Below are 24,512 nucleotides of genomic sequence, written 5' to 3' on the forward strand. Positions count from 1 at the left end.
TTACACGCCGTTTGGAGGCCTAAAATACTGTATTATCGCAGGAATTTGAACATTTGGGCTGTCAATAGCAGGAAAAACTGCACTTTTGCAGTATTGGTTTTGAACCGGGAAAACTTTTCGAATACCCCTCGCACACCAAGCTGATAAATGAGCCATGAATATGTGAGACAGTCCCATTTTCGAATCCGTTGACAGAAGAAAGCGTCCCTACTCGGTACGGATTTCCGCCGCCTTCATCTCCCATATTTTCATACTGGAGACGACCGCTTCGCCGCTCGAACGCAGCTCAATGCCGTTGCTGTCTTCCAAGGAAGGATACACCCTCGCCGTGAGGCAAGTTTCGTCATCCGCAAACACTTCGATGATCGACCGGTCCGCGAAAATCCGCAGTCTCAGCAGCCCGGCGCCGCCCGCAGGCGGCAAGTCCCCCTTGATCGGAGATTTATGGACGTTCGGGAACAAGCTCGAATTCGAACGATCGATGACGATCGAATTCGTCGCCAAATCCAGGCGCACATCGGTACGTTCCCGGCCGCACGGCGAAGCGAAAACGGAAACGGTCAGCTCGCCGGTCTTCAAGGTCCGTCTGTCGATTTCCAGCGAGCATTCGAAGGACGTCGAACGAACCCCCGTATTCATCGGAACTGGCCCGACGCGCACATCCGCAAAGCTTCGCTCCTCGCCCCGCAGCGTCTCCAGCTCGGGAACCGGCGACATCGCGAGCGCGCCGCTTGGCTTCAGATCGACAAGACGCGGCAGCGCCAGCGCCCCCGACCAGTCCAGGCTTGCCGGGAAGTCCTTGCCTCTTCCTTCGGGCACCCATCCGAGCAGCACGTGCCGCCCCTTCTCGTCGACGAAGCCGGTCGAGGCGTAGAAGCCTTCCCAGCCGCTGTAGTCAACGGTGCCGTGCCGCAGAACGTCCGTCAATCTGTCCCCCTCGATCGTGCCGGAGACATAGCGAACCGGCCCGCTCGGGGAGTAGAACAGAACGGCTTTATCGCCGAAGCGGAACAGGTGCGGACACTCCCAGATCCATTCGTCGCCGCGATGGAAAATCCCTTTGAAACTCCACTGTTCCAAATCGTCGGATCGATAAATCATGCCGCAGCCTTTGCCGTCGACTCTCCCTCCGAGCAGCATGCGCCATCCGTCTTGCTCTTTCCAGACGTAAGGGTCTCTCCATTCCGTTATCTGCAGCTCCCCGTGCAGCTCGGCGGTCAACACGGGATTGATGTCCGGCTTGCGCCAGGTGCGCAGATCGTTCCCTTTGGCCATCCACTGCTGGGCTCCGCTCGTCGCGTTCCGTTCTCCTTCGCCGATGCTCGTATAAAACAACGTCACCTCGCCGCCGTTTACGACCGAGCAACCCGAGTAGCAATGGCGCTCCCCGAGCTCGCGGGAAGGGGCAAGCGCGACCGGCAGATGCGTCCAGTTCACCAGATCGCGGCTTTTGGCGTGTCCCCAGTGAATATCGCCCCATTCCGTAGCCGAAGGATTATGCTGGTAGAACAAATGATATTCGCCGCCTGATTGAAAGGGGCCGTTCGGATCGTTCATCCAGTTGCGCGGCGGCGTAAAGTGATACCTCGGTCTGTAGCGATCCATCTGATCACTCCTAGTTTGTTCTGATCCATTCGACGTTGTCGATGTCCGCCCATTGACTCGGATGGCTCATCGAGGCATAAAAACCAATTGTCGCTTGCCCGTTCGTCACGTTGATTCCCGTAATGGAGATTTGCGTCCATGTCGTCGTCACGGGAAAATTGACGGTTTGCGCGCTTCCGCCGTAGTCCTTGACCTCCATATACGCGGCGTTCTGACCGCCGCTGCTGCGCAAATAGGCTCTCATCATATATACGCCGTTGTCCAGTCCGGTAATCGTCTGTCCGACGTAGGCGGTTGCGGGGCCGCTCGTTCCCGAAAGGCCCACGAAATAATCGCCGCCGCCGGGCGCCCTCGCGATGCCGTCATTCAATCCGTGAATGAGAATCCGATTCGGATAATCGTCCCCGTACGTCGTCCAGCCGTTGACGCTCGCCGTTTCGAACCCCCAGTTATTCGCGAGATTCACATGGAATGGCGTAACGGCGTTGCCGAAACGAAGGACGATGCGGCTGGACGGAAAATCCGCGCTCGTCGCGGCCACCACCTGGGTCGAATCGATCGCCATAAGCGCGTTCCAGTTGGCGCTCGTCGTATCGGATACCGGATAGGGGTTGAATTTGTAGCCCCAGGTCGCGCCGTTATCCGCGCTGATCATCGTTCGCATCGAAGAATAGGCGTCGCCGGTATTCGGGCTGTCCTCGTCCGTCTGGAACGAAGCCATCAGCCTTCCGTCGCCCAATTGGACGACGAATGGCGCACCGGCTTTTTTGCCCGGCCGCGTCGGAATATACAGGGTTTGCCTCGGGCCCGACCAGTTGTAGCCGTCGTTCGAAATCTTGTAGCGAATGACGAACGGGTATCCGCTTTGGTCGGACGCTTCAAAAACGAGAATGTAACGTCCGTCGCTCATGCGGGTCCACACCGGCATGCCGTCACGCGACCCGGCCGAGACGCCGTCGCTGACCAAAGAAGCGGAGCTCCATCCGGAGCCGTTCCACGTTTTCATGTACAAATTTTGTTTGCCGCTCGAACCGGCGACGTTCGGGCTGTCGTTGGCGTACATGACGGTGATCGTGTTCCCGATCATGCCCAGATGGGGCTCCCATACCCCCTGAAACGAGTTCGCCGTTTCGGCCGCGATTTGCCCGTTCGCCAGGTCGCTCCACGTGCTTCCGCCGTCCGTGCTGACGCGCACTTTAAGATAAGTATAATACGTGCCGCCGGACTTTACGACATCGCGGTACGCGAGCCAAATATGCCCGTTCGCCAGCTGGATCATTTGACCGTTGGCGCAGTCGCCGGACGGATTCGAAGCCGCGTCGACCGGCGAGCTCCAGGTTTGTCCGCCGTCCGTGCTGCGGATGACCTTCACCTTGACACGTCCGCCGCCCTCGTTCGAGTCGAACGACAACAACCAATCGCCGTTGTTCAGCTTCAGAAGCCTCGGGTACCACACGCCCCCGGAAGAAGGCGCGTAAGCCGTGATCGAATCGGTCGGCCAAGCCATACCCGTGGTCGAAGCGGCAGCGAAACCCGCGGGAAGCATTCCCGCGATCAAGGCGACAAGCAACAGAATGCGCGTGACGGATTGAACGCTTTTCCCCATCCTTTTCCCCTCTCCCCTGCTTATATGGAAGCCGACCTTCCGGGAGACCGGCTTCCGGTTTTCCGAACGGCTTTACCCCAAATTGATGTCCCGGATTTTCTCCGGCGGCACCTTCGGTTTTCGGTCTTCCGTCAGCAGCCCGTTCACCTCTTGCTGCACGTCGGTCAATTGGGTATAACAGTAGCCTACAATATAGTCCGTTTCCTTGATCGCCTCGTGGATGCCGCGAAAACGCGCGAGATACTCCTCTTCCGAAGCGACCTGGTTGCCATAACCCCAGCCTTTGTCCGACCGGAAGGCGATGCCGCCGAATTCGCTGACGATGATCGGCTGCCCGGCGTACGAATAACCTTTTGCGAAAGCGTACTTCCATCTGTTGAACGCTTTTTCGTTATTTACGATTTCGTCTTTGTTCGCGTAGTTTCGAAGGAACTCTTCCTTCGTCTCGACATAATCATGCAAGGTCAAAATGTCGGAAACGGTATGCTCCCACCCGTCGTTCGCGATGACCGGACGGTTCGGATCGAATGCCTTGGTCAAATGGTACACCGCTTCCGTCAGCTTCTGCTGCCTACGGTCGTACAGGATGTTCATGACGCCCCACGACTCGTTGAACGGGACCCATGTGATGATGCATGGATGGTTGTACTGCTGCCGGACGACTTCCATCCACTCCGACGTGAACTTCTGGATCGCGTTGTCGTTGAACTCGAACGTCGCGGCCATCTCCGACCAGACGAGCACCCCTTTGACGTCGCACCAGTACAGGAAGCGCGCGTCCTCTACCTTCATATGCTTGCGGACCCCGTTATAGCCCATCTCCAGCAGCTTGTCGATGTCTTCGATGATGGCCGCGTCCGACGGAGGCGTCAGATGGCTGTCCGGCCAGTAGCCTTGGTCGAGTACGAGCCGCTGGTAGATCGGCACGTTGTTCAGCAGCACTTTGCCTTTTTCGATCGAAATTTTCCGCATCCCGAAGTAAGAGTACACGCGGTCGACCTCTTCGTCGCCGTGATAAAGAACGAACTCCACATCGTATAAATTCGGGTGGGCCGGCGACCAGAGACAATGCTTCCAGGGGCCGTTCATCTCGTGTACGAGATCGACGTCGAGTTGAAGCCACTGCCGGTCGATCGCGAGGCTCGCTTGCTTGACCTGGCGGCCCTTCAGCGTAATGAGCGTCTCGAGCCGATATCTTCCGCCTGCATGCTCGCCTCCATTGACCTGATATTCGAAACGGACGGATTGAGCGTCGACGTCCGGCGTAATTTTCACGGAATCGATGTGGACCGGCGAGACGAATTCCAGCCATACCGATTGCCAAATGCCGGTCGTCTGCACGTAAAAACATTCGAAGTTGTCCGGCACCCATCTTTGCTTCCCGCGCGGCTGCGTCGCATCCGTGCTGTCCTCGGCCTTCACCGTCAGCTCGTTGGTGCCGCCGAACGTCACGTACGGCGTAATGTCGAACGAGAACGCCGTATAGCCTCCGTCGTGGCGTCCGACATAACTGCCATTGATCCACACCTTCGCGGTATAGTCTACCGCCTGGAAATGGAGCAGAACGCGTTTGCCTTCCTCGGCGGCCGGCACGACGAACGAACGATTGTACCAGACGCTTCGATGATGGGCTTCCTCCCCGATGCCGCTCGCCTTCGTCTCGTAGGTGAACGGTACGACGATCTTCCGGTCGCCGCCGAAATTGTACGGCCACCCATCCGCCTCCCCCCGATCATTATCGTCGAAGCCGAAGCGCCATTCCCCGTTCAAGTCAACCCACCGCTCCCGCACGAATTGGGGCCTCGGGTAGCCGGGGATATACATCTTTGTTGTCATCTTTTTTCTCCCGCTCCTCTTGTCTTCACTTTCTATTTAAAAGACGCAATCGTTAACGGCGAAACCGTCCAAGCTTCCGATAAGCCGCGCTTTCCGACACGGCCGTGAAGAAAGGCGTTCGGATCCGTCCACGTGAGGATCGGCTCCTCGCCGCCGTCCGCGAACACCGACAGCGCCGCGCCGCGAAGCTTCGCAACGACGCGCTTCGTCTCGCCAGGGGCGATCGCAAGCAAGCCCGACTCGACTTCTTCCACGTTTTCGTAGCTCACCCGGTACAGAACGACCCTGCCGTTGCGGAACGTCAATTGATAGCCCATGAACGAATCCGCCACCTGGTCCGGAAATTCCGACTCGTTCGTCGTGCGCAGCAGCACGCTCGTCTCGTCGATCGTCTCTTCGTTCAGAGTCAAGTCGAACGAGACGTCATAATCCGTCCAGCCGGCATCGCCGCCGAACCGCTTGTCGGTGCCGATTTCCGACGGTTCGACGATCGCGTTGTCCGGCACGGCGGCCGCTTCGGCCGCTTCGACGTAACGAAGAGCTACTTCCCCGCTGCCGCCGGCGAGCCGCACGGTAATCCGCCGGGTTCCCGTCTCCAACTCGAACAAGCCGAGGGATACTTTGGTCCACTCCCCGTCGTCCGCGAATAAGGAAGGCTCCAGCTTGCGCTTTATCGTCTTCCCTCCCGCTTCGATCGCAAGCAGAGAGCCCGCGGAAGCGTTCGAGACGGAAGCCGACAGCAAGTAATCGCCGGAACGCGCGACGTGAACCGGGAACGAGACTCCGTCCCCTTTGCGCGCAAGCACGAGCGCATCGCTGCCGTCCGGCGTTATGCCGGAACGTTCTTCCGGTCTGCCGATCGGCGTCCCGTGCACGGCTTCCATCGAGCCGGGGACGGGCTTGATTGCCTTGCGGTCGCTGCTGCCCCCCGCTTCGTTCGAGAAAGCCGTATAGCGCAGCCGCGGATTCGCCCCTTCGTTCCACGCGTAACCGATTTTTCCGCCGCGCGCCTGAAGTCCCTTCCGCTCGATTCGCAGCAATCCGTCCCAATACAGCTTGACGGAATCGCCGTCCGATTCGGCCCGAACCGTATGCAGCTTCGTCAAATCCATGCCGTCCGGCAGCGGTCCGCTCGCCTCGATCTTCTCGATGCCGTCTTCGACTTCGACCAACGACAGCGTCATACTCGCTTCGTCCAGCCGCGCCGCGCGATAGTCGCCTTCGTTCTCGTAGGCGAATATCATATCGAGCGTAGCCTCTTCCCGCGCGCCGTCGCCCGCTTCCTCGCGGAGCACAAAATTAAATTCCGCCGTATGGCGTTCTTCCGCAGCAGATCGGGACAGCCAGCCCCGGCCGTCGCCGACTTGCTCCCACTTGTCCGCAGGCGGCGCGTATTCGGGAATGTCGGCGAAAGCCGGCGGCGCGGGCGCTTGCACGGGCGTTCCGTGCGTCGGTCCGAGCACGCTCAGCTTGTCGCCGTTGAACGCCAGCCGGTCGATGTTCAGCCGGCGAACGGGAGGGCCTTCCGCCGACCTTCCGACCAAGTCGTGATAGATCAAGTAATAAGAGTCCATATCCGGTCCCATGACCGTCGAGCTGTGGCCGAGTCCGCTAAAGCCGTCGGCGGTCGAGATCAGCAGCGGATTGTTCTCCGGAATCGCGTACACGCCGTCCGGCGCTTCGCGGCTCACCCCATAGTTCACGCGGTAGCCTCTGCTGAAGACGTGATTGCCCGTATACGTGATGAAGTAACGTCCGTTCCGCTTGACGATCATCGAGCCTTCTGTCCAATGGCCGAGCGACGTGTTCAGCTTCTTCCCCGGTTCGATCGTGAACGGATCGGTCATCGGGGCAGCCATAATGCCGCCCGATTCCGCGTGGGTGAACAGCCACTTCCCGTCGTCGTCGATGAACACCGAGCCATCGATCGTCAAGCCCAGGTTTTCCGTCTTGACGACGAACGGCCCCGTCGGCTTGTCGCTTTGCAGGACGTAATGCCCTTTGCCCGCGGGAGACGTGTACATGTAGAACGAGCCGTTCCAATAGACGACCTCGGGCGCGTAAGCTCCTTCGGTCAGCGGCTCTTCCGTCACCAGGCCCTCGTAGCGCCAGGTGACGAGATCGTCCGAGCTCCAGGCTTTGACGCCGACGCGCCAGTCCTTCGTGCTGCAATACAAATAATACTTGCCGTCGTGCCGAAGCACGAACGGATCTCCGATGCCGTAATCCTCCCATTCCTGCTCCAAGACGAGCGGATTTTGCATCGTCTGTCCGATGGCGATCGTCATATTGTCCGCTCCTTCTTTCTTCGCGGGCCCCCACAGGGCGGCGGCTGCGGTGATGATGACCGCGAGCGCGCCGGCCGAGAGCAAGATCCCGATGCTTGTGCGCCTGTTCATTCGGTTCATCCTTTAATGCCGCTGATGGCCATCGATTCGATGAAGTACCGTTGGGCGAAGAAAAAGACGATAAGAACCGGAAGCAGCGCAATCAAAGATGCCGCCATCATCGACGGGTAATTGGAAGTCGAAATGTAGTTGGATTGCATGCTCGCGATCAGCACCTGGATCGTTTGCTTTTCCGGCGTGTGCAGGTAGATGAGCGGCCCGAGGAAATCGTTCCAGATGCCCATGAAGCCGAGCGCCGCCTGCGCCGCGATTGCAGGCTTCGCGATCGGAAGCGCCACCGTGACGAAGGTGCGGAAGTAGCCCGCTCCGTCGATTTTCGCCGCGTCGATCAGATCGCTTGGAATGGAGCCCTGCATGAATTGGCGGAAAAAGAAAATGGTGACGATGTTTCCGAACAATCCGGGAACGATCAGAGGCAGCAGCGTGTCGACCCAGCCGAGCTCGGAGAAGCCGATGTACTGCGGGATCATGACGACGGAGTACGGGATCATCATCGTGCCGAGCAGCGACATGAAGATCGCATTTTTAAACGGGAATTCGAATTTGGAAAAGGCGTAGGCGGCCATCGCGGAGACGAACAGGCCGACCGACAGCACCGTGACGACGATAATGCCGCTGTTCATGAAGCCGTGCAACAACGGCGCTTTCGTCCAAACGTCGATATAGTTCGCCCAAGTCAGCGGATCGGGGATCCACTTCGGCGGAATATCGAATACGTGCTGCTGCAGCTTGAGCGAGGTGGATACCGTCCAAGCCAGCGGCCCGAGCATGACGAACGAGCCGGCGATCAGCAGCGCGTAATTCAATACGTTCATGATCGTCCTTTCTCTTGCCATCCCTGCGGCTCCTCTCTAGTCCTGGTAGACCCACCGCCTGGAGAAGCGGAATTGGATCAGCGTGATGATAAAAATAATAACTCCAAGCACCCACGCCACGGCGCTGGCATATCCCATGCTGAAATATTTGAACGCTTCCTGGAAAATGTAGAACACGATCGTCGCTCCGCTGTACTCGGGTCCGCCGTCCGTGGCCATTATGTACATTTGGCTGAACGATTGGAACGTGCCGATGACGCCCATGACGATTACGAAGAAGTGAATCGGCGTCAGCAGCGGAAGCACGATATGCCTGAACTGGTGCCATCGGTTGGCGCCGTCGACCTGCGCGGCCTCGTAGTAAACCGACGAGATGCCCTGCAAACCCGCCAAATAGAGCACCATCGTCCCCCCGATCCCGCTCCAAAGCCCCATCATAACAAAGGAAGGCTTCACCCAGTTCGGGTCGCCGAGCCAGTTCGGTCCCTGCACGCCGAAAATGGTCCAAATGAATTCGTTAATCAAGCCGTAATCGTAATTCAGCATCCACTGCCAAAGCAGCGATACCGCGATGATCGGACTGATGACCGGAATATAGTAAATCGTCCGGAACACGGAGATGCCCTTGAGCGGACGGTTCATCATAATGGCGAGCAGCAGCGAAATGACCATGCCGATCGGGATGCCGATGAGCAGATAGAACGTATTGTAGATCGACTTGTAAAATTTTTCGTCCTGAAGCATCTTTTTGAAGTTTTCCGTACCGACGAATGTTGCCGGCGTCAGCATATCCCAAGACGTAAAGCTCAGCCCGAGCGACGTCAGAAGAGGCGCAAGCCCGAAAATCAAAAAGCCGAGGACCGGAGGCGTGACGAACAACAGCGACCACGCGATCTCCTTGCGACGGTATCCCGTCGTTTTATTCCGTTTCATCCGCAATTCCTCCCGGCCGCAAGCGGCGAAAAGGCAAAAGACGAATCGCGGTTGCCCGCCGCCTTTCGCCTTCCCGCCCGCGGGGCGTTTCCTAAGCGATTACTTGTTGCCTTCGTCGTACAACTTTTGAAGTTTCGGCTGTTCTTCTTTCAAGAAATCCGCGGCAGACTTTTTACCCGTCCACACTTGGCTGACATCTTGCCAGAATGTATCGAGCCATTTCGTGTTTTTGGAGCCGACTTCGATCGGCGGACGGCCGTAGTCTTCGATAATATCGAGAAATACTTGCCGGTTCTGCGGCGCTTTTTCCATTTGGAGAAACTCGCCTTTCGCAATGTCGATCAAGTTCGGCACCGCTTGGCCGAGCTCGTAGTTTTGCTTTTGCGAATCGCGGTCCAAGCTGAGGTACGCCGCGAGGGAGAACGCGTCGTCCGGATATTTCGTGTCCTTGGAGACGACGAAGCCGAGAGAGCCGAGCCAAGTCGCCGTTTTCCCCGTGTTCGGGCTCGCCGGCCATGCCGCGATGTCCCAATTGAACGGAAGATCCCAGAAGGCAGGCTGGTCCCAGGGTCCCATCGGGAACATCGCGACTTTGCCCGCCACGAATCTCGAATAACCGTTTTGCGCTTTTTCGTCGTCCGGCGAAGGGCTTACTTTGTGGACGAGGCTGAGGTCCGCGACGAATTGAAGCGCTTGCGCGAACTCCGGCGTGTCGATCGTGATCGTGCCTGTGGAGTAGTCGATCCAGTCGCCGCCGTTGGCCCATACCGCGGATTCGAGGCTGTAGCCCGCGACGCCGAACGTGTCGATTTTGCCGCGGTCGTTCACGACCGTCAGCTTTTTGGCGTCGGCGAGCATGTCGTCCCACGTATATTCGCCGGCTTTGGCGCTCGGATAGGACAAGCCCGCCTGATCGAACAAATCCTTGTTGTACGCCATCGCCCACGGCCCGACATCCTTCGGCAAGCCGTACAAGTCTCCGCTGCCGACCAGCTTGCCGTCAAAACGGTACCGGTCCAGCGCCGCCTGCCAGACGTTGCCCGGATCGACGATATCGCCGCTGTCGAGCATCGGCTGCAAGTTCATCAGAATGCCGCTGCTCACGAATTTGTTGAATTGAGCGCCGCCTGCATAGAAAACGTCCGGCGTCTTCTTGGCCGCGATCAGCGTGTCGAGCTTCTGGTAGTACTCGCCCGGAGGCACAACCGTATATTTGACCTTTTTGTTCGGGTACTTCTGCATGTACGAGTCGATCAGCTTTTGGAATACGGCTTTTTCGCTGTCGCCGCCCCAGCCCATGAACTCGATTTCGGCTTTCGCTTCCGGATCGAAGCCGCCCGTCGCTTCCGCAGACGGTGATTCGGATGACTCAGGCTCTTTTGTCGATACCGTCGGCGGGGCGTTTGACTCGCCCGTTCCGTTATCATTGTTCGATCCGCATCCCGAAAGCACGAATGAAAATGAAAAAACAACGCGATCATGCCGACGGCCCACTTGTTCTTCCAACCTTTCATCGCTTTCCCCCCAAATTTGGAATAAGCAAACCCTGTAACTCCAAACGAATACTGAACAATACAACGCTTACATCTCCAGCTTGCCGAAGGACATTCTGCGCCGGACAAACGTTCCATATGATGCAAAATCGTTGTTTTGTTACAAATATTCTGTTTATGATCAAAATATAAATTCTTATCGTTTGAATGTCAACGTTTTCTTTCATTTTTATTGAATGATTCAACAAAATTTACGGATATTCTGTTTTTATTACATGAAAACTGTAACATTTCCTTACTCGTACCGTATTCTCATGATGATGCCCTGCGGATAATCTCCGAAGTTTTTGCCGAACAGATTGATTCCGCCTTGATGCTTCGCGTCCGGCTTCAGCCCGATTCTCAGCGTGATGTAAGGCTTATCCTCCAGACGAAGATCGGCCAGCGTCACAGACGAGCACTTTTCGTTGTCGACGGCGCTTCGGTCGTGATTGATCGACCATGTTTTGAGCAGGCCGTGCTGCGTGCTTGAATCGGCCCACCAATCGGGGTTCAGCTTGCCGCGATGGTCGCCGAAATCGCCGGGGGAGATCCATGAGCCGACCTCGACATCGTTGACCCAAACCGTAATTTCCGATGGCCAGTCGTTGTTGTAATTCGGCGCTTCCGAGCATAGCTCCATCGAAAACTCAAGCGATTTCACCTTTGCGTCTTGCGGCAGCTTTTTGGGAAAGCGGTATTCGATCCAGCCTTTGCGGAACCAAATGATTTCCGCCGTCCGGCAGTCCGGGTGATAGAAGCTTTCAGGTTCGTCCTCGGGAATGACCATCTGCGTCGAATTGGCGATGCCGCACGTCGGTTGGATGTCGAATTGAATGAAGTGGCCGATCGGCATTTCGATTTCGAACGTCTTGTCACGGTTCTGGTAGTAGGCAATCGGATTCAGGATAAAGCGGACGTCGTCGAAATTGCGGCTGCACACCTTCATGGCTCCCCGCGTCGCGGGCTGCAGCTCGGTCAGGATCAGCTCCGCCTCCTCGAGCACCTTTACGTTCGTCGCGGCCGTCGAAACCGGGATATCCAGCGCTTCGGCGATTTCGATGATGTTTACGTTAGGCTTGGTCAACAACAGCTTGATAATCCCGATTCTCGTATGCGTGCTTAAGGCATGGGCGACCTTCACGAGACGGTCAGGTTCATTGATCGATAATTCCAGCATGAAGACGGCACCTCCGGATAATCGTGAATACAGTAACTTGATTTAATCATGATTTGTTGATTACGTCCATCATTTTTGTAATAAAACAGATCATCCATGCAATATCCGATCTCCATCTATCCTATTCGCAGGATCGCCGTCCCGCGAAAGGCCGGCGTGCTTAGATGCCGCCCCGCTCGGCCACTTGTGCACATGCATTGCTTTATTCGCTATCGCTTTTCGCGGCTGGCTTGGCCATTTGTGCACCTGCAGGGCCCTATTCGCTATCGCCTCCTCGGCCACACGGCCACTTGTGCGCCTGCAGGGCCCTATTCGTCCTCGCCTACGCGGCTGCTTTGCCTTTTGCGCACCTGCAGGGCCCTATTCGCTTTCGACTGCGCGGCGTTGTCGGCGCAACGACCAGTGGCATGTTGAAAAACGACTGGCATCGTGTTTGACGAAGCAGTCGAACGCAACCATGGCATTCAAGTGTACTCTGTGCAATGAAATACTTCTATACCGCCTTTCTCGGGCTCATTCATTGCACTCCGTACAGTCAAATGCCCCCATTTCAAGCGATTTGAGCGATTCCGACGAGTTTCATTGTACGTTTTGCAATAAAATGCCTTAGTATCGCCTTTTTTCTGCCACATAACTGTACAATGTACAATTCACTCCAAAATCCGCTTACGTCGGAAACCGAAAAGACCACCCTTTCGTAAACGGAGCTTCCGTCTGCCATTACGAACCGAGTGGTCTCTTTACATTTTTTTGAAAAATATTGTCGATCTTGGGAGCAATCGCCGGTCTGTTGAACGATGGCCGTGTTTTTGAGGATTAGTCGCCCTTCGAGCAATCGCCGCTTTTTGAAGAACCACCGGTCTTTTTGAGCAAATTGCAGCTTTTTTTGAGGATTTGTCGCCTTTTGCGCAATGACCGCTATTTTGAACAATTGACGGTCTTTTGAGCGATCGCCACCTATGGAGCAGTCACCGCTTTGAGGAGTCGCCGCCTTTTGCCCCAATCGCCGCTTTTATGAACAATCGTCGATCCTTTGAGCAACGCCGCCGCTTTTAAAGCAAATCGCCGCTTATTTCAGTTTGGCCCGTTCGGCCTTGGGCAGTCCGCTTACGACGAGGTCGTACGAGTGGCGCACCATATCTGTCAGCTCGGACAGCGTGAAGGTGCCGTCGAGCGCGATCGTGTTCCAGTGCTTTTTGTTCAGATGATAGCCGGGCTTAACCGCAGCGTGCTGCTCCCGCAAACGCTCGGCGATGGCCGGATCGCATTTCAGCGAGACGGCATCTCCGTCGCCGGATAAAAGCGCGAACATTTTGCCCCCGACCTTCATGACCTTCGGGTCCGGTCCAAACGGGAACTCCGCCCGAGCACCGGGCAAGGACAAGCAATAGTTTTCCAGTCTGGAAATCAATCAGCGCCGCCTCCCCATACTTCACGCGAATTGTTACGTTCATGGGAAAGCAGCCCCGGCGATCCGGCGCATACGCGCGGAAACGGTTGCCGAGGCTGCCTGTCTCTGTTTAATAGGTCAAATTCGGATACAGCGGGTATTGTGCCGTCAGCTCACGCACCAAACCTCTGGCTTTGGCGAGCGTCGCTTCGTCCTTCGGATTTTTCAGCGTCATGGCGATGATATCGGCGATCGTCTTCATTGCCGTCTCATCCATACCGCGGGAAGTCACCGCCGGCGTGCCGATCCGGATGCCGCTCGTCACAAACGGGCTCGTCGGATCGAACGGAATAGCGTTTTTGTTAACCGTAATGCCGACCGAATCGAGCACATGCTCGGCGTCTTTGCCGGTAATGTTCAAGTTGCGCGTATCGACAAGCATCAGATGGTTGTCGGTGCCGCCGGAAACGAGGTTCAGACCGTGACCGAGCAGCGCATCTGCCAACGTCTTGGCATTGTTCACCACATTCTGGGCATATTCCTTGAAGGAAGGTTCAAGCGCTTCTCCGAACGCCACCGCCTTGGCCGCGATAATATGCATAAGCGGGCCGCCCTGCGTGCCGGGGAAAACCGCCTTGTCGATGGCGGCGGCCCATGGCTTGGTGCACAGAATCATGCCTCCGCGCGGACCGCGAAGCGTCTTGTGGGTCGTCGTCGTGACAAAGTGGGCGTGCGGGACCGGATTCGGATGGAGACCAGCCGCCACAAGACCCGCAATATGCGCCATGTCGACCATGAACAGCGCGCCGACGTCCTGCGCGATGCGGCCGAGCTTCTCGAAATCGATAATGCGCGGATACGCGCTCGCCCCTGCGACGATCAGACGCGGACGATGCTTGAACGCCGCTTTGCGGACTTCTTCATAATCGATCGTAAACGTGTCTTCGCTTACGCCGTACGCGACAAAATTGTAAAGCAGGCCGGACGCGTTAACCGGACTTCCATGCGTCAAATGTCCACCATGCGCGAGATTCATGCCGAGGACCGTATCGCCCGGTTTGAGCGTCGCGAGGTATACGGCCATATTGGCCTGAGCGCCCGAGTGCGGCTGCACGTTGGCATGCTCGGCGCCGAACAGCTTTTTGGCCCGTTCGCGCGCGATGTCCTCGGCGGTGTCGACATGCTCGCAACCGCCATAATACCGCTTGCCCGGATAGCCTTCCGCATATTTGTTCGTCAGCACGGTGCCCATCGCTTCCAGAACGGCTTCGCTCACGATGTTCTCGGACGCGATCAGCTCGATGTTGTCACGCTGGCGCTGCAGTTCGAGGCCGAGCGCGCGAACCAGTTCGGGATCTTGCTTGCGCAAATGTTCCATTCTCTTCTCCTCCTCCGAATTGAATACTCAACGGTCAGCAATCTGCTTGTCGCCCGCTCGCGGCGCCCGTCATTCACACGCTTTACCGGCACGTTCCGCCGCATCCGCCGCTTCGAGCGAATAGACGGCGCGTGCGCCGCCGATCAGCTTCGGGCGCGTCAGCGCCATCGTCACATGCGCGCTTCCGATCGCGCGCACCGTCGGCCGCACCGGCACCGCAACGCGGCGCAGATGCATCCCGATCAGCGTGTCGCCGATGTCGATGCCGGCATGCGCCGATACCGTCTCCACCAGCACGGCGTCGGGCAAATGCCGGTACGCATAGGCGGCCATCGAACCGCCGGCCTTCCGTACCGGAATAGCGGCAACCGGCTCCAGGCCGTAACGTTCGGCCGCCTCGCGCTCGATCACGAGCGCCCGGTTCAGATGCTCGCAGCACTGGTATACCGGATAGAAGCCAAAGTCGCGCCGCGCCGCTTCCACCCCGGCGAAGACCGCAGCCGCCGCCTCCATCGTTCCGGCCGTGCCGATTCTCGCTCCTATCAGTTCGCTCGTACTGACGCCCAGCACAAGCAGTTGACCCGGCCGCAGCTTTGCCGCAACCGCCAACTCGCGGACGATCGTCTCGACATCCGCCGTCACGCCGCTCCACGATATTCCGCTCATGGCCGCGCCTCCCGGATCAGGGGCGAACCGCATAACGGTCTTCGATCGCCTTCACTTTGCCGATGCGCCCGACATGGCGCTCGCCGCCCGAAAACGGCGTTTCCAGCCATATGCGGATAATTTCCTGCGCGACGCCGGGGCCGATAACCCGCTCGCCCATAGCCAGCACGTTGGAATCGTTGTGCTCGCGCGTCGCTTGAGCGGAGAACAGATCGTGCACCAGCGCGCAGCGAATGCCCGGCACCTTGTTGGCGGCAATGGTCATGCCGATGCCCGTGCCGCATATCAAAATGCCGCGGTCGGCTTCTCCGGCAACGACAGCGTCGCATACGGGAAGCGCGTAATCGGGATAATCGACCGACTGCTCGCAATTGCAGCCGACATCATGCACCTCGTGGCCGAGCGATTCGATAAACGGTACCAGAACGTCTTTCAGGCGGTATCCGGCGTGGTCCGCGCCAATGGCGATTTTCATATCCACATCCTCCTTCAAGGTAAACCGTTCTTTTGCTAAGAACGGAAAGTGTCGAAATACGTTACCTTTAGTATACCTGAATTCGCCTTAAAAGACGAAAAAAGAGCAAGACATGCATCGCTGCATGCTGCTCTTTGCCCAGGCGACCGGCCGTATATTCCGATGCTCCACCGTGGTTTCGCCCACTTCGTCGCCAGTCACATCGGAACCCATTTGTCGAATCGAGTTAATCATACCCGAGTTTGTGAAAAAATCAATCGTCTTTGTTCCCGTCTTTACCTTCGAATTCGCCCTTTTCGCCCTTATCGTTGCCTTCGCTGCCTTCAACTTCGCTCTCGTTTTTACCTTCATTACCTTTATCTTTACCTTCGTCTTTGCCGCCTTCATCTTTACCTTCGTTTGCACCCTCGACTTCGCCCTCGTCCTGCCCCTGCATTTCCTGCAGCTTGTCGAGCAACCGGCGCAAGGCGTCCTCAATTTCGTTGGCGCAGCTATGATATTCCTCTAGCGAACCGCCAAACGGATCGGCAATATCAAAACTCGGAATGCGCCGCTCCAGCTCCAATAGCCGCGTCCGCTCCGCTTCGCCTAGTTGCTCGCCGAGCGCGGCTTTCATATGCAGCTCGGAATAAAGCCGCTCCACCTCCTCCAGATCGGAGAGGACTGACGAATCGCGGTCGACGAATTCCTTGAGCGTATGGGTTTTGTTCACCGCTTCCGGAAACCGCTCCAGCAGCATCCGCTTATGGCTGACCGTCATCGTCAGAATGAGATCGGCCCAGCCGACGGCTTCTCCGCTGATTGCGGAGGATCGGCCATCGTAAGCCACTTTTCGGTCGGCCAGCACCTTGGACGCGTGAGCGGATACCGGCAGGCCGTTCACCGTCGATACGCCCGCCGAGCGGACCTCCACCGGAAACCCCCGGCCTTCCGCCATGCTTCGAAGCATCGCTTCGGCCATCGGAGAGCGGCACGTATTACCGGTACATACAAACAGAATACGCATAGCCAATGCAGAGCTCCTTTTCGAAACCGGCGACGTCTTGACCGATGCCGCCGTTCTTGTGATGGATTTGCGCTTCTACTGCGGTTACTCCGTTTATACCAAAAACAGTATGCCGAAAGCAAGCAAAATGACTCCGCCGCACGCTTCGCCGTAATCCCCGAGGTTGACGCTGACGCGTCGGCCGAGCAGCAAGCCGAGAACGGACATGAGCCCGCCGAATGCCCCGAACAGCAAAATGGTCATCATCATATCCGCGGCGAACAGCCCGAGTGAAATGCCGACCGAGAACGAATCGACGCTTACGCCGAACGCAAAGAGCGTCATCCCCCAAACGCTGCGGTGATTGAACGATCGGGCGTGATCGCCGCGCATCGAGCTGTAGATCATATGTCCGCCAAGCACCAGCAGCAGCCCTCCTGCCGCCATCGTGGCGACATGGCCGAGCAATACTCCCATGTAGCGGCCGGCCACAATTCCGGCGAGCGGCATCCACACATGAAACAGCGCGATGACGGAGCTGAGTTTCAGAATATCCCGCAGCCGGATCCCCTTCAGACCGATGCCAATGCCGAGTGAAAAGGCGTCCATTCCGAGCGCGAACGCCATCATGAGCAGCGTCACAAAATGACCGCTTTGCAAATTGGCGACGTCCAAAGTCCATCTCCCCCGATTCCCGTTGGCGTTCACTACCCAACATATGCGGACGAGCAAGGAAAGATGACCAAGCTTTCGGCAATGGGAATGGAAACCGGCCATAAGCAACGGAATGGATTCCGACGCACAGGAGAGCTGTGCATACCGGATACGGACCGGGTTACACCCGGACGATCCGGTGGGCGGCCGCCTTGGCCAGCCGGTTCAGAAGGGCAAGTCCGATGCCCGTCTGCGGGCAAGCTTCGGCCCATATCCGGTCGATGCCACGCGCGTCGAACTCGCGAAGCGAGCCGTACAGACGCCGGGCCGCCGTCTCCAGCCGCGCCAGACTGCCGCAGACGATCACGGCGTCGGCGTCGTATCCGGCCGCCCTTTCCTCGTACGTGAGCACGCCGGTCCGTTCGCCTCGCCGCCGCGCTTCTTCGACCGCCTCAAGAATATAGGCCCGAACGGCGGAAGGTTCCCCCTGCACGAGCTCCATGACGCCCCGGGGAGCGTAATGGGCGTATTTCATGCCGGGGGAGCGCGGCGCGCCATGCGCGGCTTCCGCAGCTTCGTTTTCACGCCATGACGCGGACGGCTCCTCGCCCGGCTGCAGCGAGACACTCGGGAGGCCAAGACCGAGCGCCGGATCGAGCAGCACCTCGTCCGCCGTCTCCCGCAGCTGCTCCGCGGTTACCCCGCCCGGGCGCAAAATGCGGACCGAGCCGGGTCCGGCGATTTCCACCACCGTCGACTCCACGCCGACGCCCGTCGGACCGCCGTCGACAATCCCGTCGATCCGGCCGTTCAAATCGTCGATGACATGCGCCGCCTCCGTCGGGCTGGGCCGTCCGGAGCTGTTGGCGCTCGGAGCGGCAATCGGCCTGCCCGCCTCGGCAATGAGCCGCAGCGCCAGGTCGTGGTGCGGCATGCGCAGCGCCACCGTATCCAGACCGGCCGTTACGCGCGGCGAAACCGCACCGGGACGGACGGGCAGCACCAGCGTCAGCGGGCCGGGCCAGAAGCGCTCCATCAGCCGGCTTGCCAATTCGCCGTACGGCAGGACAAGCGCATCCAGTTGCCCGGTATCGGCAATATGGACGATAAGCGGATTGTCGGCCGGACGCCCCTTGGCCGCGAATATCCGCTCCACCGCCGCCGTGTCGGCCGCATCAGCGCCAAGCCCGTATACGGTTTCCGTCGGAAAGGCGACAATTCCGCCGTCCCGCAGCATGCGGGCCGCTTCCGCGATCGCCCGCTCCCGGCCGCCCGGCTCGAGCGCCCGCCATATTTTCGTATTTGCAGTCATACCAACGTCAATCCTTGTCTGTCGTTTCTCGCCAAACGTCAAGCGAGCCGCCCGATTCGGGGCGGCGTCGCATCATGCCTGCTTTATTATATCATATTGCAGCCAAAAAACCTCAATTCGAAGACGTTGAAACCGGGACGTTCGGCAGCGCGGGCATACGCTGTGATTTGCAGGCCAACAATTCCTATTGCTTGATCGCCGCCTCCCCCTACAGTTTGATCTGGACCTTCAACAAGCCCGGATCTTTATGGCCGCTGAAAAATGCCGGCGCATCCTCCAGCGCGATAACTTTGGAAAGCAGCGGCTTCACGTCGACCCGCCCTTCCTTAATCCAGTGAAAGGCGGGATAAAACGTCTGGTTGGTCGCTTTTGTGCCGATAATCGTCCAATCCTTGTTAAACAAATCGAACGGACTGAACCGGATCCGATCATCGTTGTTCGTCACGCCGAACTGCAAAAACCTGGAGCCGGGGCCCATATAGGCAAACGCCTGTTCAATAACGGACGGAATCCCTGTCGCCTCGACGACGACGTCGAAGCCTCCGGGGAAGTCATCCGGCGACAAATCCCGGCTGAGCACGCCTCTCGTCGCGCCGAATCGCAGCGCAAGATCGAGCTTTTCCCGGGATACGTCGACGACCACAAGTTCGGACGCTCCCGACCTCGCGATCGTCTGCACCAACTGCTGGCCCATCGCTCCCGCGCCGAACAGGATCACCCGCTCCCCTACCTGGAGCTGCAACCGGTTCATCCCGTACACCACGCAAGCCATCGGTTCGATAAACGCGCCTTCCTCGAACGTCATGGCATCCGGCAGCTTGAGCACATTTTGCATCGGCACGCGCACATATTCGGCCATGCTTCCGTCCAGACTGACCCCGATCCCCTTCCAGTTGCTGCACAGATTTCCCCGGCGGGTCAGGCAATACGCACAACGCCCGCAACCAATATTCGGTTCGGCGCTAACCCGGTCGCCCACTTTCAGATCCGGCACGCCTTCGCCAACCTCATGGATAACGCCGGAAAACTCGTGGCCAGGTACGATCGGGTAGGAAGCAATGAATTTCCCCTCGTAGATATGTACGTCTGTGCCGCAAATGCCGACGTTGTGCACCTTTATCGTCACTTCCCCGTATCCCGGCTTCGGATAGGGTACTTCCCTGATTGTCGCATGAAACGGTTTTTCGATCACGAAAGCTTTCATTTTTGTCCCTCCGTTGAACGACTGTCCGTTTATGGCGGCGCCGAGCGCCGATAAGACATTTGAATGCCATTCAGCCTTTGCCGGTCCAGACGGTAAACAGCTCTTTGTTGCGAGCGTACACTTCTTTAAACAAGCCGTAATCATGCTCGTATATCGGTTGCGCCGCCGGATCGGGCTCGAACTGTCGGCCGGTCATGGACACCGCTTGACGGCAGCCTTCCGCCAATGACCGATATGCACCGATTCCCGTTCCGGCTATGATCGCCGCGCCGACACAGGCTTCCTCTTCGATTCGGGTTGTATAGACCGGCTTGCCGAAGATGTCGGCCTGAGCTTGCAGCCATACCTCGTGTTTGGAGCCTCCGCCGGACGCCAGAATGCGGTCAACTTTAATCCCTTGTTCCTCGATCGTCTCGAGCGAGCTGCGAAGCGCGTAAACCACCCCTTCCACCACCGCTTTCACGATATGCTCCTTGCGGTGCTTCAGAGTCATGCCGAAAAAACAAGCCCGCGCGTTCGGATCCATATGCGGAGTCCGTTCCCCGATCAAATACGGCAGGAACAGTACACCTTCGCTGCCCGCACGGACGCGCGTCGCCAGTTCCAACAGGCTGTTGAAGTCGGATGTCTGAAGCACATTTTCCTTCAGCCACTTCAAGGCAAGGCCGCTGTTCAGGTTGGAGCCCTGTATGACCCAGGAGCCCTTGAAGACATGGCAAAACGTGTTCAGTCTCCATTGAAGGTCATAGAGCGGTTCGGCCGTCATCGAGGAGACCTGTCCGCCCGTGCCGATATTGGAAATGACCCATCCCGGCTCGATCACCCCGTTGCCTACCGCTTGCATCGTTTGGTCGGAACCGCCGAAAACAACGGGTGTGCCCCGACGCAGCCCGGTTTCAAGTGCAGCCGATTCCTGAATGTCACCGGCAATATCCATGGGCTCGAAGCATTCGGGAAAATGGACGGAGGCAAGCCAAGCGCCTCGATAAGCGGATGGCACCACTGCCGTTCCCGGGTATTAAATGCCAGCGTGCTTGAAGCGTCAGTCGCTTCGCACGCGATTCTTCCCGTTAATTTGTACCGGATATAGTCTTTCGGCAGCAGCACCTTGTCGATGGCCGCGAAAACTTCCGGTTCGTTCTCCTTCACCCACAGCAGCGAAGCAGCCGCAAAGCCGGCGGACGCCTGATTCATCGTTTGCGACGCAAGCTGCTGCTCATGCAGCAAATCGTTGATCGATCGGACCTGCTTTTTCGCTCGTTGGTCGGACCATATGATGGCGGGCCGAATAGGTTCCCCGCTCCGGTTCAGGACAACCAGACCGTGCATCTGGCCGGACAGCCCTACCCCGCGAATACGCTCCGCTTCGACCCCCGATTCGGACAAGAGCTTCCGTATGACCCGTGTCGTCGCAGACCACCATCTGTCTGGCGACTGCTCCGCCCACTCTTCTTGGGGAACTTCAATCGGATACTGCTCATGGCAAATGCCGTACGTCTTCCCGGTTACGTCCATTAACAAAGCTTTCACGCTTGATGTGCCCAAATCAATCCCGAGCAAGAAAGTCACATGCATGACCCCCTTTGTCTTTTACGTTCCTTTGCACACGCTGCGCATAAATGGGCAACCTATTCGATTGCGCCGTTCGGATACACGACAATTTTCAGACATTCGCTCTTGTGGTTAAGCGCCCGCTCCATCGCCGCTTGCGTCTGTTCAAGCGGAAACTTGTCCGTGACGATCGCGCTCGCATCCACCAAGCCGGACGACAGAAACGCAATGCCTCTCGGATAGACGTTGGCATAGCGGAAAATGCCGTAAATATCCACTTCATTGTCGGCAATAAACGGGATGTTCAGCGCGATGTCGGCTTGGGCCGGCAATCCGACGATCGCAAGCTTGCCTCCCCGCCGAAGCGATGCCAGGGCGGCTTGAAGCGCTTTCGGATTGCCGGCCGTCTCCCATGCGACATCAACCCCGTCACCGTTCGTTAACCGTCTGATTTCCTCGACCGGGTCCTGTTCCCGGATATTGATCGCGTGGCTTGCGCCGAGCCGTGTTGCGGCTTCCAGCCGCAACGGCTCAAGATCGGTCACGATGATCGTGCCCGCACCGTATGCTCTCGCTGCCGCCACAGCCATCAGTCCGACCGGCCCCATTCCCATGATCGCGACGGTGGAGCCGGGCTGCAGGCGCGTGCGGACGGCCGCATGCAAGCCGACCGAAAACGGCTCCACCAAAGCCGCCTCCTCGTAGGACAAATGATCCGGAATCGGAAAAACGAAGTCTTGCCGCATTTTAATATATTGCGCGAACGCGCCATCGTAAGGAGGGGTTGCCAGAAACTTTACATCCGGACACAGATTGTATCGGCCGCTCTTGCAAGCGTCGCAACGTCCGCATGTCACGCCCGGTTCGACCGCAACCCGGTCGCCTACCCGGAATTTCCGGACGTTCTCACCGACCGCGGCAATGTCGCCGGAGCACTCGTGTCCCAAAATAAACGGTTTGTCCACCACATATTTCCCGATACGGCCATGTGCGTAATAATGCAAGTCGGATCCGCATATCCCGACCGCCATCACCTTGATCAGCACCTCGTCAGGTCCGATGGCGGGGACTGCCATCTCCTCAATGCGAATTTCCCGTGTTTGATGCATCACAGCCGCTTTCATCGCCGCGGGCAATTGGCTCGTCGTCATCGCTCCCAGTTCCTTTCTCCAAAGAAATTCGTAAGCAAAGGTTCAAAAGCGCTTACATATTGATTCTGTTATCATTTTAGCTTTTGCCATCGGGAATAAAAATGAAAAATCTTTGAGTTTGTTGCGCTTTCTTTTTATACTTGCTCGCGATACTTTTTAGGCAGAACGATCGTCATTTCCGTCCCCTTTCCGCTAACGCTCCGAATTCGAAGGCCGTAAGGCTCGCCGAAATACAGCTTGATTCGCTCCTCCACATTTTTGAGGCCGATTCCGGTATGCATCTTTTTATCTTTCCCTGCTCCGCTCTTCCACTCCTTCTCGTCCATGCCCGCCCCGTTGTCGATGACGCTGATTTCTAAAAGTACGCCGTTTCGGACATGCGCTTCGATTCGTATCAGGCCGCCTTCTTCCTTCGACTCCATCCCGTGGTAAATCGCATTTTCGACCAGCGGTTGCAGAATCAGGTTCAAAACGCAGCACTCCCAAGCCTCGTCCTCAATATCATACACCACTTCAAAAATATCGCCATAGCGGTATTTCTGAATGGTGATGTAATTTTTGATCATGTTGATTTCTTCCTCCAAGGTGACAACCCGGCCCTTGTGAGAAATGCTGTACTTCAGCAATTGGATGAGCGAGGTAGTCATATGGCCGATATTTTCCACGTTTTGAATGACCGCAAGCCATCGGATCGAATCCAGCGTGTTATATAGAAAATGAGGATTAATCTGCGATTGAAGCAACTGGAATTCCATTTCGCTTTTCTTCTGTTCCTGCTCGATCGCGGTCTTCAACAGAGAATCCAGTTTCACGACCATTTTATTGAAGGAGTTGCTCAATTGCCCCAATTCGTCGGTCCGGGTAATTTCAATTCTCGTATCCATATCACCTTTCTCGAATTGTTTGATCTTGCGGTTCAATTCGATGATCGGAGTCGTAAAGTAAATCGACAACCGGTACGAAGCGAGAAACGAAACGATTAGAAAGAACAGCAGCGCGAACAGCCCGATTTGGCCCAATTGATTCATCGACGTATTAATTTTGGCCGTATCGATCATCCGCACAATTCGCCAATTGCTGTAGCTGATGGAATCGGAGACGATAATGCTTTCCTTGCCGAAAATCTTGCCGTTGATCCGGGTTTGATTCATGTCCAACAACTGGGGATATTGCTCGATGATTTCGCTTAAGTTAGCGGTGTAGGGATAACTGAGGACCGTTTCGTTTTCGGCTGTGACGATCAGCACCTTTTCGTCGGCTCCGCCCGTCGTCGTCGCCACAATCTCCTCCAGATAGGACCGGTTGATATCGATCACGAGAAAACCGATCCGATAGCCCGACTGCGGCTGGAAGATCGGGACGACAAACGAAATCACTTTGTCGTTTACGCACAAGAAATAATAGGCTTCCGCCGCGTCCTTGTAACAATTCTTCAGCATGGCCTCAATCTCCGCATTTCGTTCGCCGATCCGTCCCTCCACGTCGTCGAAGACGGTGCTGAAGTAGGCGCCATTCTCGCGGTTTCCGATAATCTCGATTTTCCGGATATACTCGTGGACGGAAACCAGATTGTAAATGAGGGAATTGACGACCGTACGCGAGTTCTCCTCCTCTTCCGCGCCAAGGTAAGAGGCGCCGCTTAGCGCATGGATGACATTCGCATTTCTGCTGATCGAGCTCACCGTCTTGTTCATGAAACTTAGAATCAGCTCGACGCTTTGCTTGGTCCCGTTGGAATAGCGGACAGCGCTGTCCATTTCCTTTTCCCGCATCGTTTGAAAAAGTAAAAGTAGACGATGACGCTGATCGAGATCAGCATCATCACGACCAG

21 protein-coding genes and 1 riboswitch are annotated in these 24,512 nt (G+C 57.1%); all 21 genes read right to left on the bottom strand.

The features are described from left to right. Positions 1-207 precede the first annotated feature (207 nt). The 21 genes from PACILC2_RS07710 to PACILC2_RS07810 all read right to left on the bottom strand — a co-directional run bounded on the left by PACILC2_RS07710 (position 208) and on the right by PACILC2_RS07810 (position 24,438). Entirely contained in the window at positions 208-1,605 is a 1,398-nt protein-coding gene (locus tag PACILC2_RS07710; protein ID WP_213528435.1) for a glycoside hydrolase family 32 protein, read from the bottom strand. A 10-nt stretch (positions 1,606-1,615) separates the two neighbouring features. Then, positions 1,616-3,211, bottom strand: a complete 1,596-nt coding sequence (locus PACILC2_RS07715) for a sialidase family protein (protein WP_213528436.1) — start codon at positions 3,209-3,211, stop codon at positions 1,616-1,618. Positions 3,212-3,283: 72 nt separating this feature from the next. Further along, positions 3,284-5,047 (bottom strand): glycoside hydrolase family 2 protein, encoded by a 1,764-nt coding sequence (locus PACILC2_RS07720; RefSeq protein WP_213528437.1) that lies wholly within the window; start codon positions 5,045-5,047, stop codon positions 3,284-3,286. A gap of 32 nt (positions 5,048-5,079) precedes the next feature. Next, positions 5,080-7,446, bottom strand: a complete 2,367-nt coding sequence (locus PACILC2_RS07725) for a glycoside hydrolase family 43 protein (RefSeq protein WP_244863340.1) — start codon at positions 7,444-7,446, stop codon at positions 5,080-5,082. 5 nt (positions 7,447-7,451) lie between these two features. Next, on the bottom strand, positions 7,452-8,291 hold the full coding sequence (locus PACILC2_RS07730; protein WP_213528439.1) for a carbohydrate ABC transporter permease: 840 nt from the start codon (positions 8,289-8,291) through the stop codon (positions 7,452-7,454). A 15-nt stretch (positions 8,292-8,306) separates the two neighbouring features. After that, a complete protein-coding gene (locus PACILC2_RS07735) occupies positions 8,307-9,203 on the bottom strand; it encodes a carbohydrate ABC transporter permease (RefSeq protein ID WP_213528440.1) in 897 nt (298 codons plus the stop codon). 99 nt (positions 9,204-9,302) lie between these two features. Further along, a complete protein-coding gene (locus PACILC2_RS07740) occupies positions 9,303-10,709 on the bottom strand; it encodes an ABC transporter substrate-binding protein (protein WP_244863341.1) in 1,407 nt (468 codons plus the stop codon). A gap of 282 nt (positions 10,710-10,991) precedes the next feature. Next, positions 10,992-11,915 (bottom strand): ArsR/SmtB family transcription factor, encoded by a 924-nt coding sequence (locus PACILC2_RS07745; RefSeq protein ID WP_213528441.1) that lies wholly within the window; start codon positions 11,913-11,915, stop codon positions 10,992-10,994. 550 nt (positions 11,916-12,465) lie between these two features. Beyond that, positions 12,466-12,918: a hypothetical protein gene (locus tag PACILC2_RS07750; protein ID WP_213528442.1), complete on the bottom strand. Its 453-nt coding sequence runs from the start codon at positions 12,916-12,918 to the stop codon at positions 12,466-12,468. Positions 12,919-12,984: 66 nt separating this feature from the next. Next, the gene (locus PACILC2_RS07755) at positions 12,985-13,326 is read right to left on the bottom strand and encodes an MmcQ/YjbR family DNA-binding protein (protein ID WP_213528443.1); all 342 of its coding nucleotides are present in this window, start codon (positions 13,324-13,326) and stop codon (positions 12,985-12,987) included. 109 nt (positions 13,327-13,435) lie between these two features. Continuing rightward, entirely contained in the window at positions 13,436-14,683 is a 1,248-nt protein-coding gene (glyA, locus tag PACILC2_RS07760; RefSeq protein ID WP_213528444.1) for a serine hydroxymethyltransferase, read from the bottom strand. 69 nt (positions 14,684-14,752) lie between these two features. After that, entirely contained in the window at positions 14,753-15,349 is a 597-nt protein-coding gene (locus tag PACILC2_RS07765; RefSeq protein WP_213528445.1) for a TIGR01440 family protein, read from the bottom strand. Positions 15,350-15,365: 16 nt separating this feature from the next. After that, positions 15,366-15,824, bottom strand: a complete 459-nt coding sequence (gene rpiB / locus PACILC2_RS07770) for a ribose 5-phosphate isomerase B (protein WP_062490149.1) — start codon at positions 15,822-15,824, stop codon at positions 15,366-15,368. A gap of 129 nt (positions 15,825-15,953) precedes the next feature. Next, a riboswitch (ZMP/ZTP riboswitch) is annotated at positions 15,954-16,035 on the bottom strand. Between the two features lie 42 nt (positions 16,036-16,077). Then, positions 16,078-16,830 carry a low molecular weight protein arginine phosphatase gene (locus PACILC2_RS07775; protein ID WP_213528466.1) on the bottom strand — a complete coding sequence of 251 codons (753 nt, stop codon included), beginning with the start codon at positions 16,828-16,830 and terminating at the stop codon, positions 16,078-16,080. A 93-nt stretch (positions 16,831-16,923) separates the two neighbouring features. Then, entirely contained in the window at positions 16,924-17,439 is a 516-nt protein-coding gene (locus PACILC2_RS07780) for a manganese efflux pump MntP (RefSeq protein WP_372447078.1), read from the bottom strand. 205 nt (positions 17,440-17,644) lie between these two features. Continuing rightward, positions 17,645-18,775, bottom strand: coding sequence for an L-threonylcarbamoyladenylate synthase (locus PACILC2_RS07785; RefSeq protein WP_213528446.1), 1,131 nt, complete (start codon positions 18,773-18,775; stop codon positions 17,645-17,647). 208 nt (positions 18,776-18,983) lie between these two features. Further along, positions 18,984-19,979: a zinc-dependent alcohol dehydrogenase family protein gene (locus tag PACILC2_RS07790; RefSeq protein ID WP_213528447.1), complete on the bottom strand. Its 996-nt coding sequence runs from the start codon at positions 19,977-19,979 to the stop codon at positions 18,984-18,986. A 70-nt stretch (positions 19,980-20,049) separates the two neighbouring features. Further along, entirely contained in the window at positions 20,050-20,823 is a 774-nt protein-coding gene (locus tag PACILC2_RS07795; RefSeq protein ID WP_213528448.1) for an FGGY-family carbohydrate kinase, read from the bottom strand. Beyond that, positions 20,811-21,548: an FGGY family carbohydrate kinase gene (locus tag PACILC2_RS07800; RefSeq protein ID WP_213528449.1), complete on the bottom strand. Its 738-nt coding sequence runs from the start codon at positions 21,546-21,548 to the stop codon at positions 20,811-20,813. Before PACILC2_RS07800 ends, PACILC2_RS07795 begins: the two co-directional genes overlap by 13 nt. Before the next feature lie 59 nt (positions 21,549-21,607). Beyond that, the gene (gene gutB / locus PACILC2_RS07805; RefSeq protein WP_244863343.1) at positions 21,608-22,681 is read right to left on the bottom strand and encodes a sorbitol/xylitol/iditol dehydrogenase GutB; all 1,074 of its coding nucleotides are present in this window, start codon (positions 22,679-22,681) and stop codon (positions 21,608-21,610) included. A 134-nt stretch (positions 22,682-22,815) separates the two neighbouring features. After that, positions 22,816-24,438, bottom strand: a complete 1,623-nt coding sequence (locus PACILC2_RS07810) for a sensor histidine kinase (RefSeq protein ID WP_213528450.1) — start codon at positions 24,436-24,438, stop codon at positions 22,816-22,818. Positions 24,439-24,512: the final 74 nt, after the last annotated feature.

It is taken from the genome of Paenibacillus cisolokensis, assembly GCF_018403665.1.
GTDB lineage: Bacteria > Bacillota > Bacilli > Paenibacillales > Paenibacillaceae > Paenibacillus_AH > Paenibacillus_AH cisolokensis.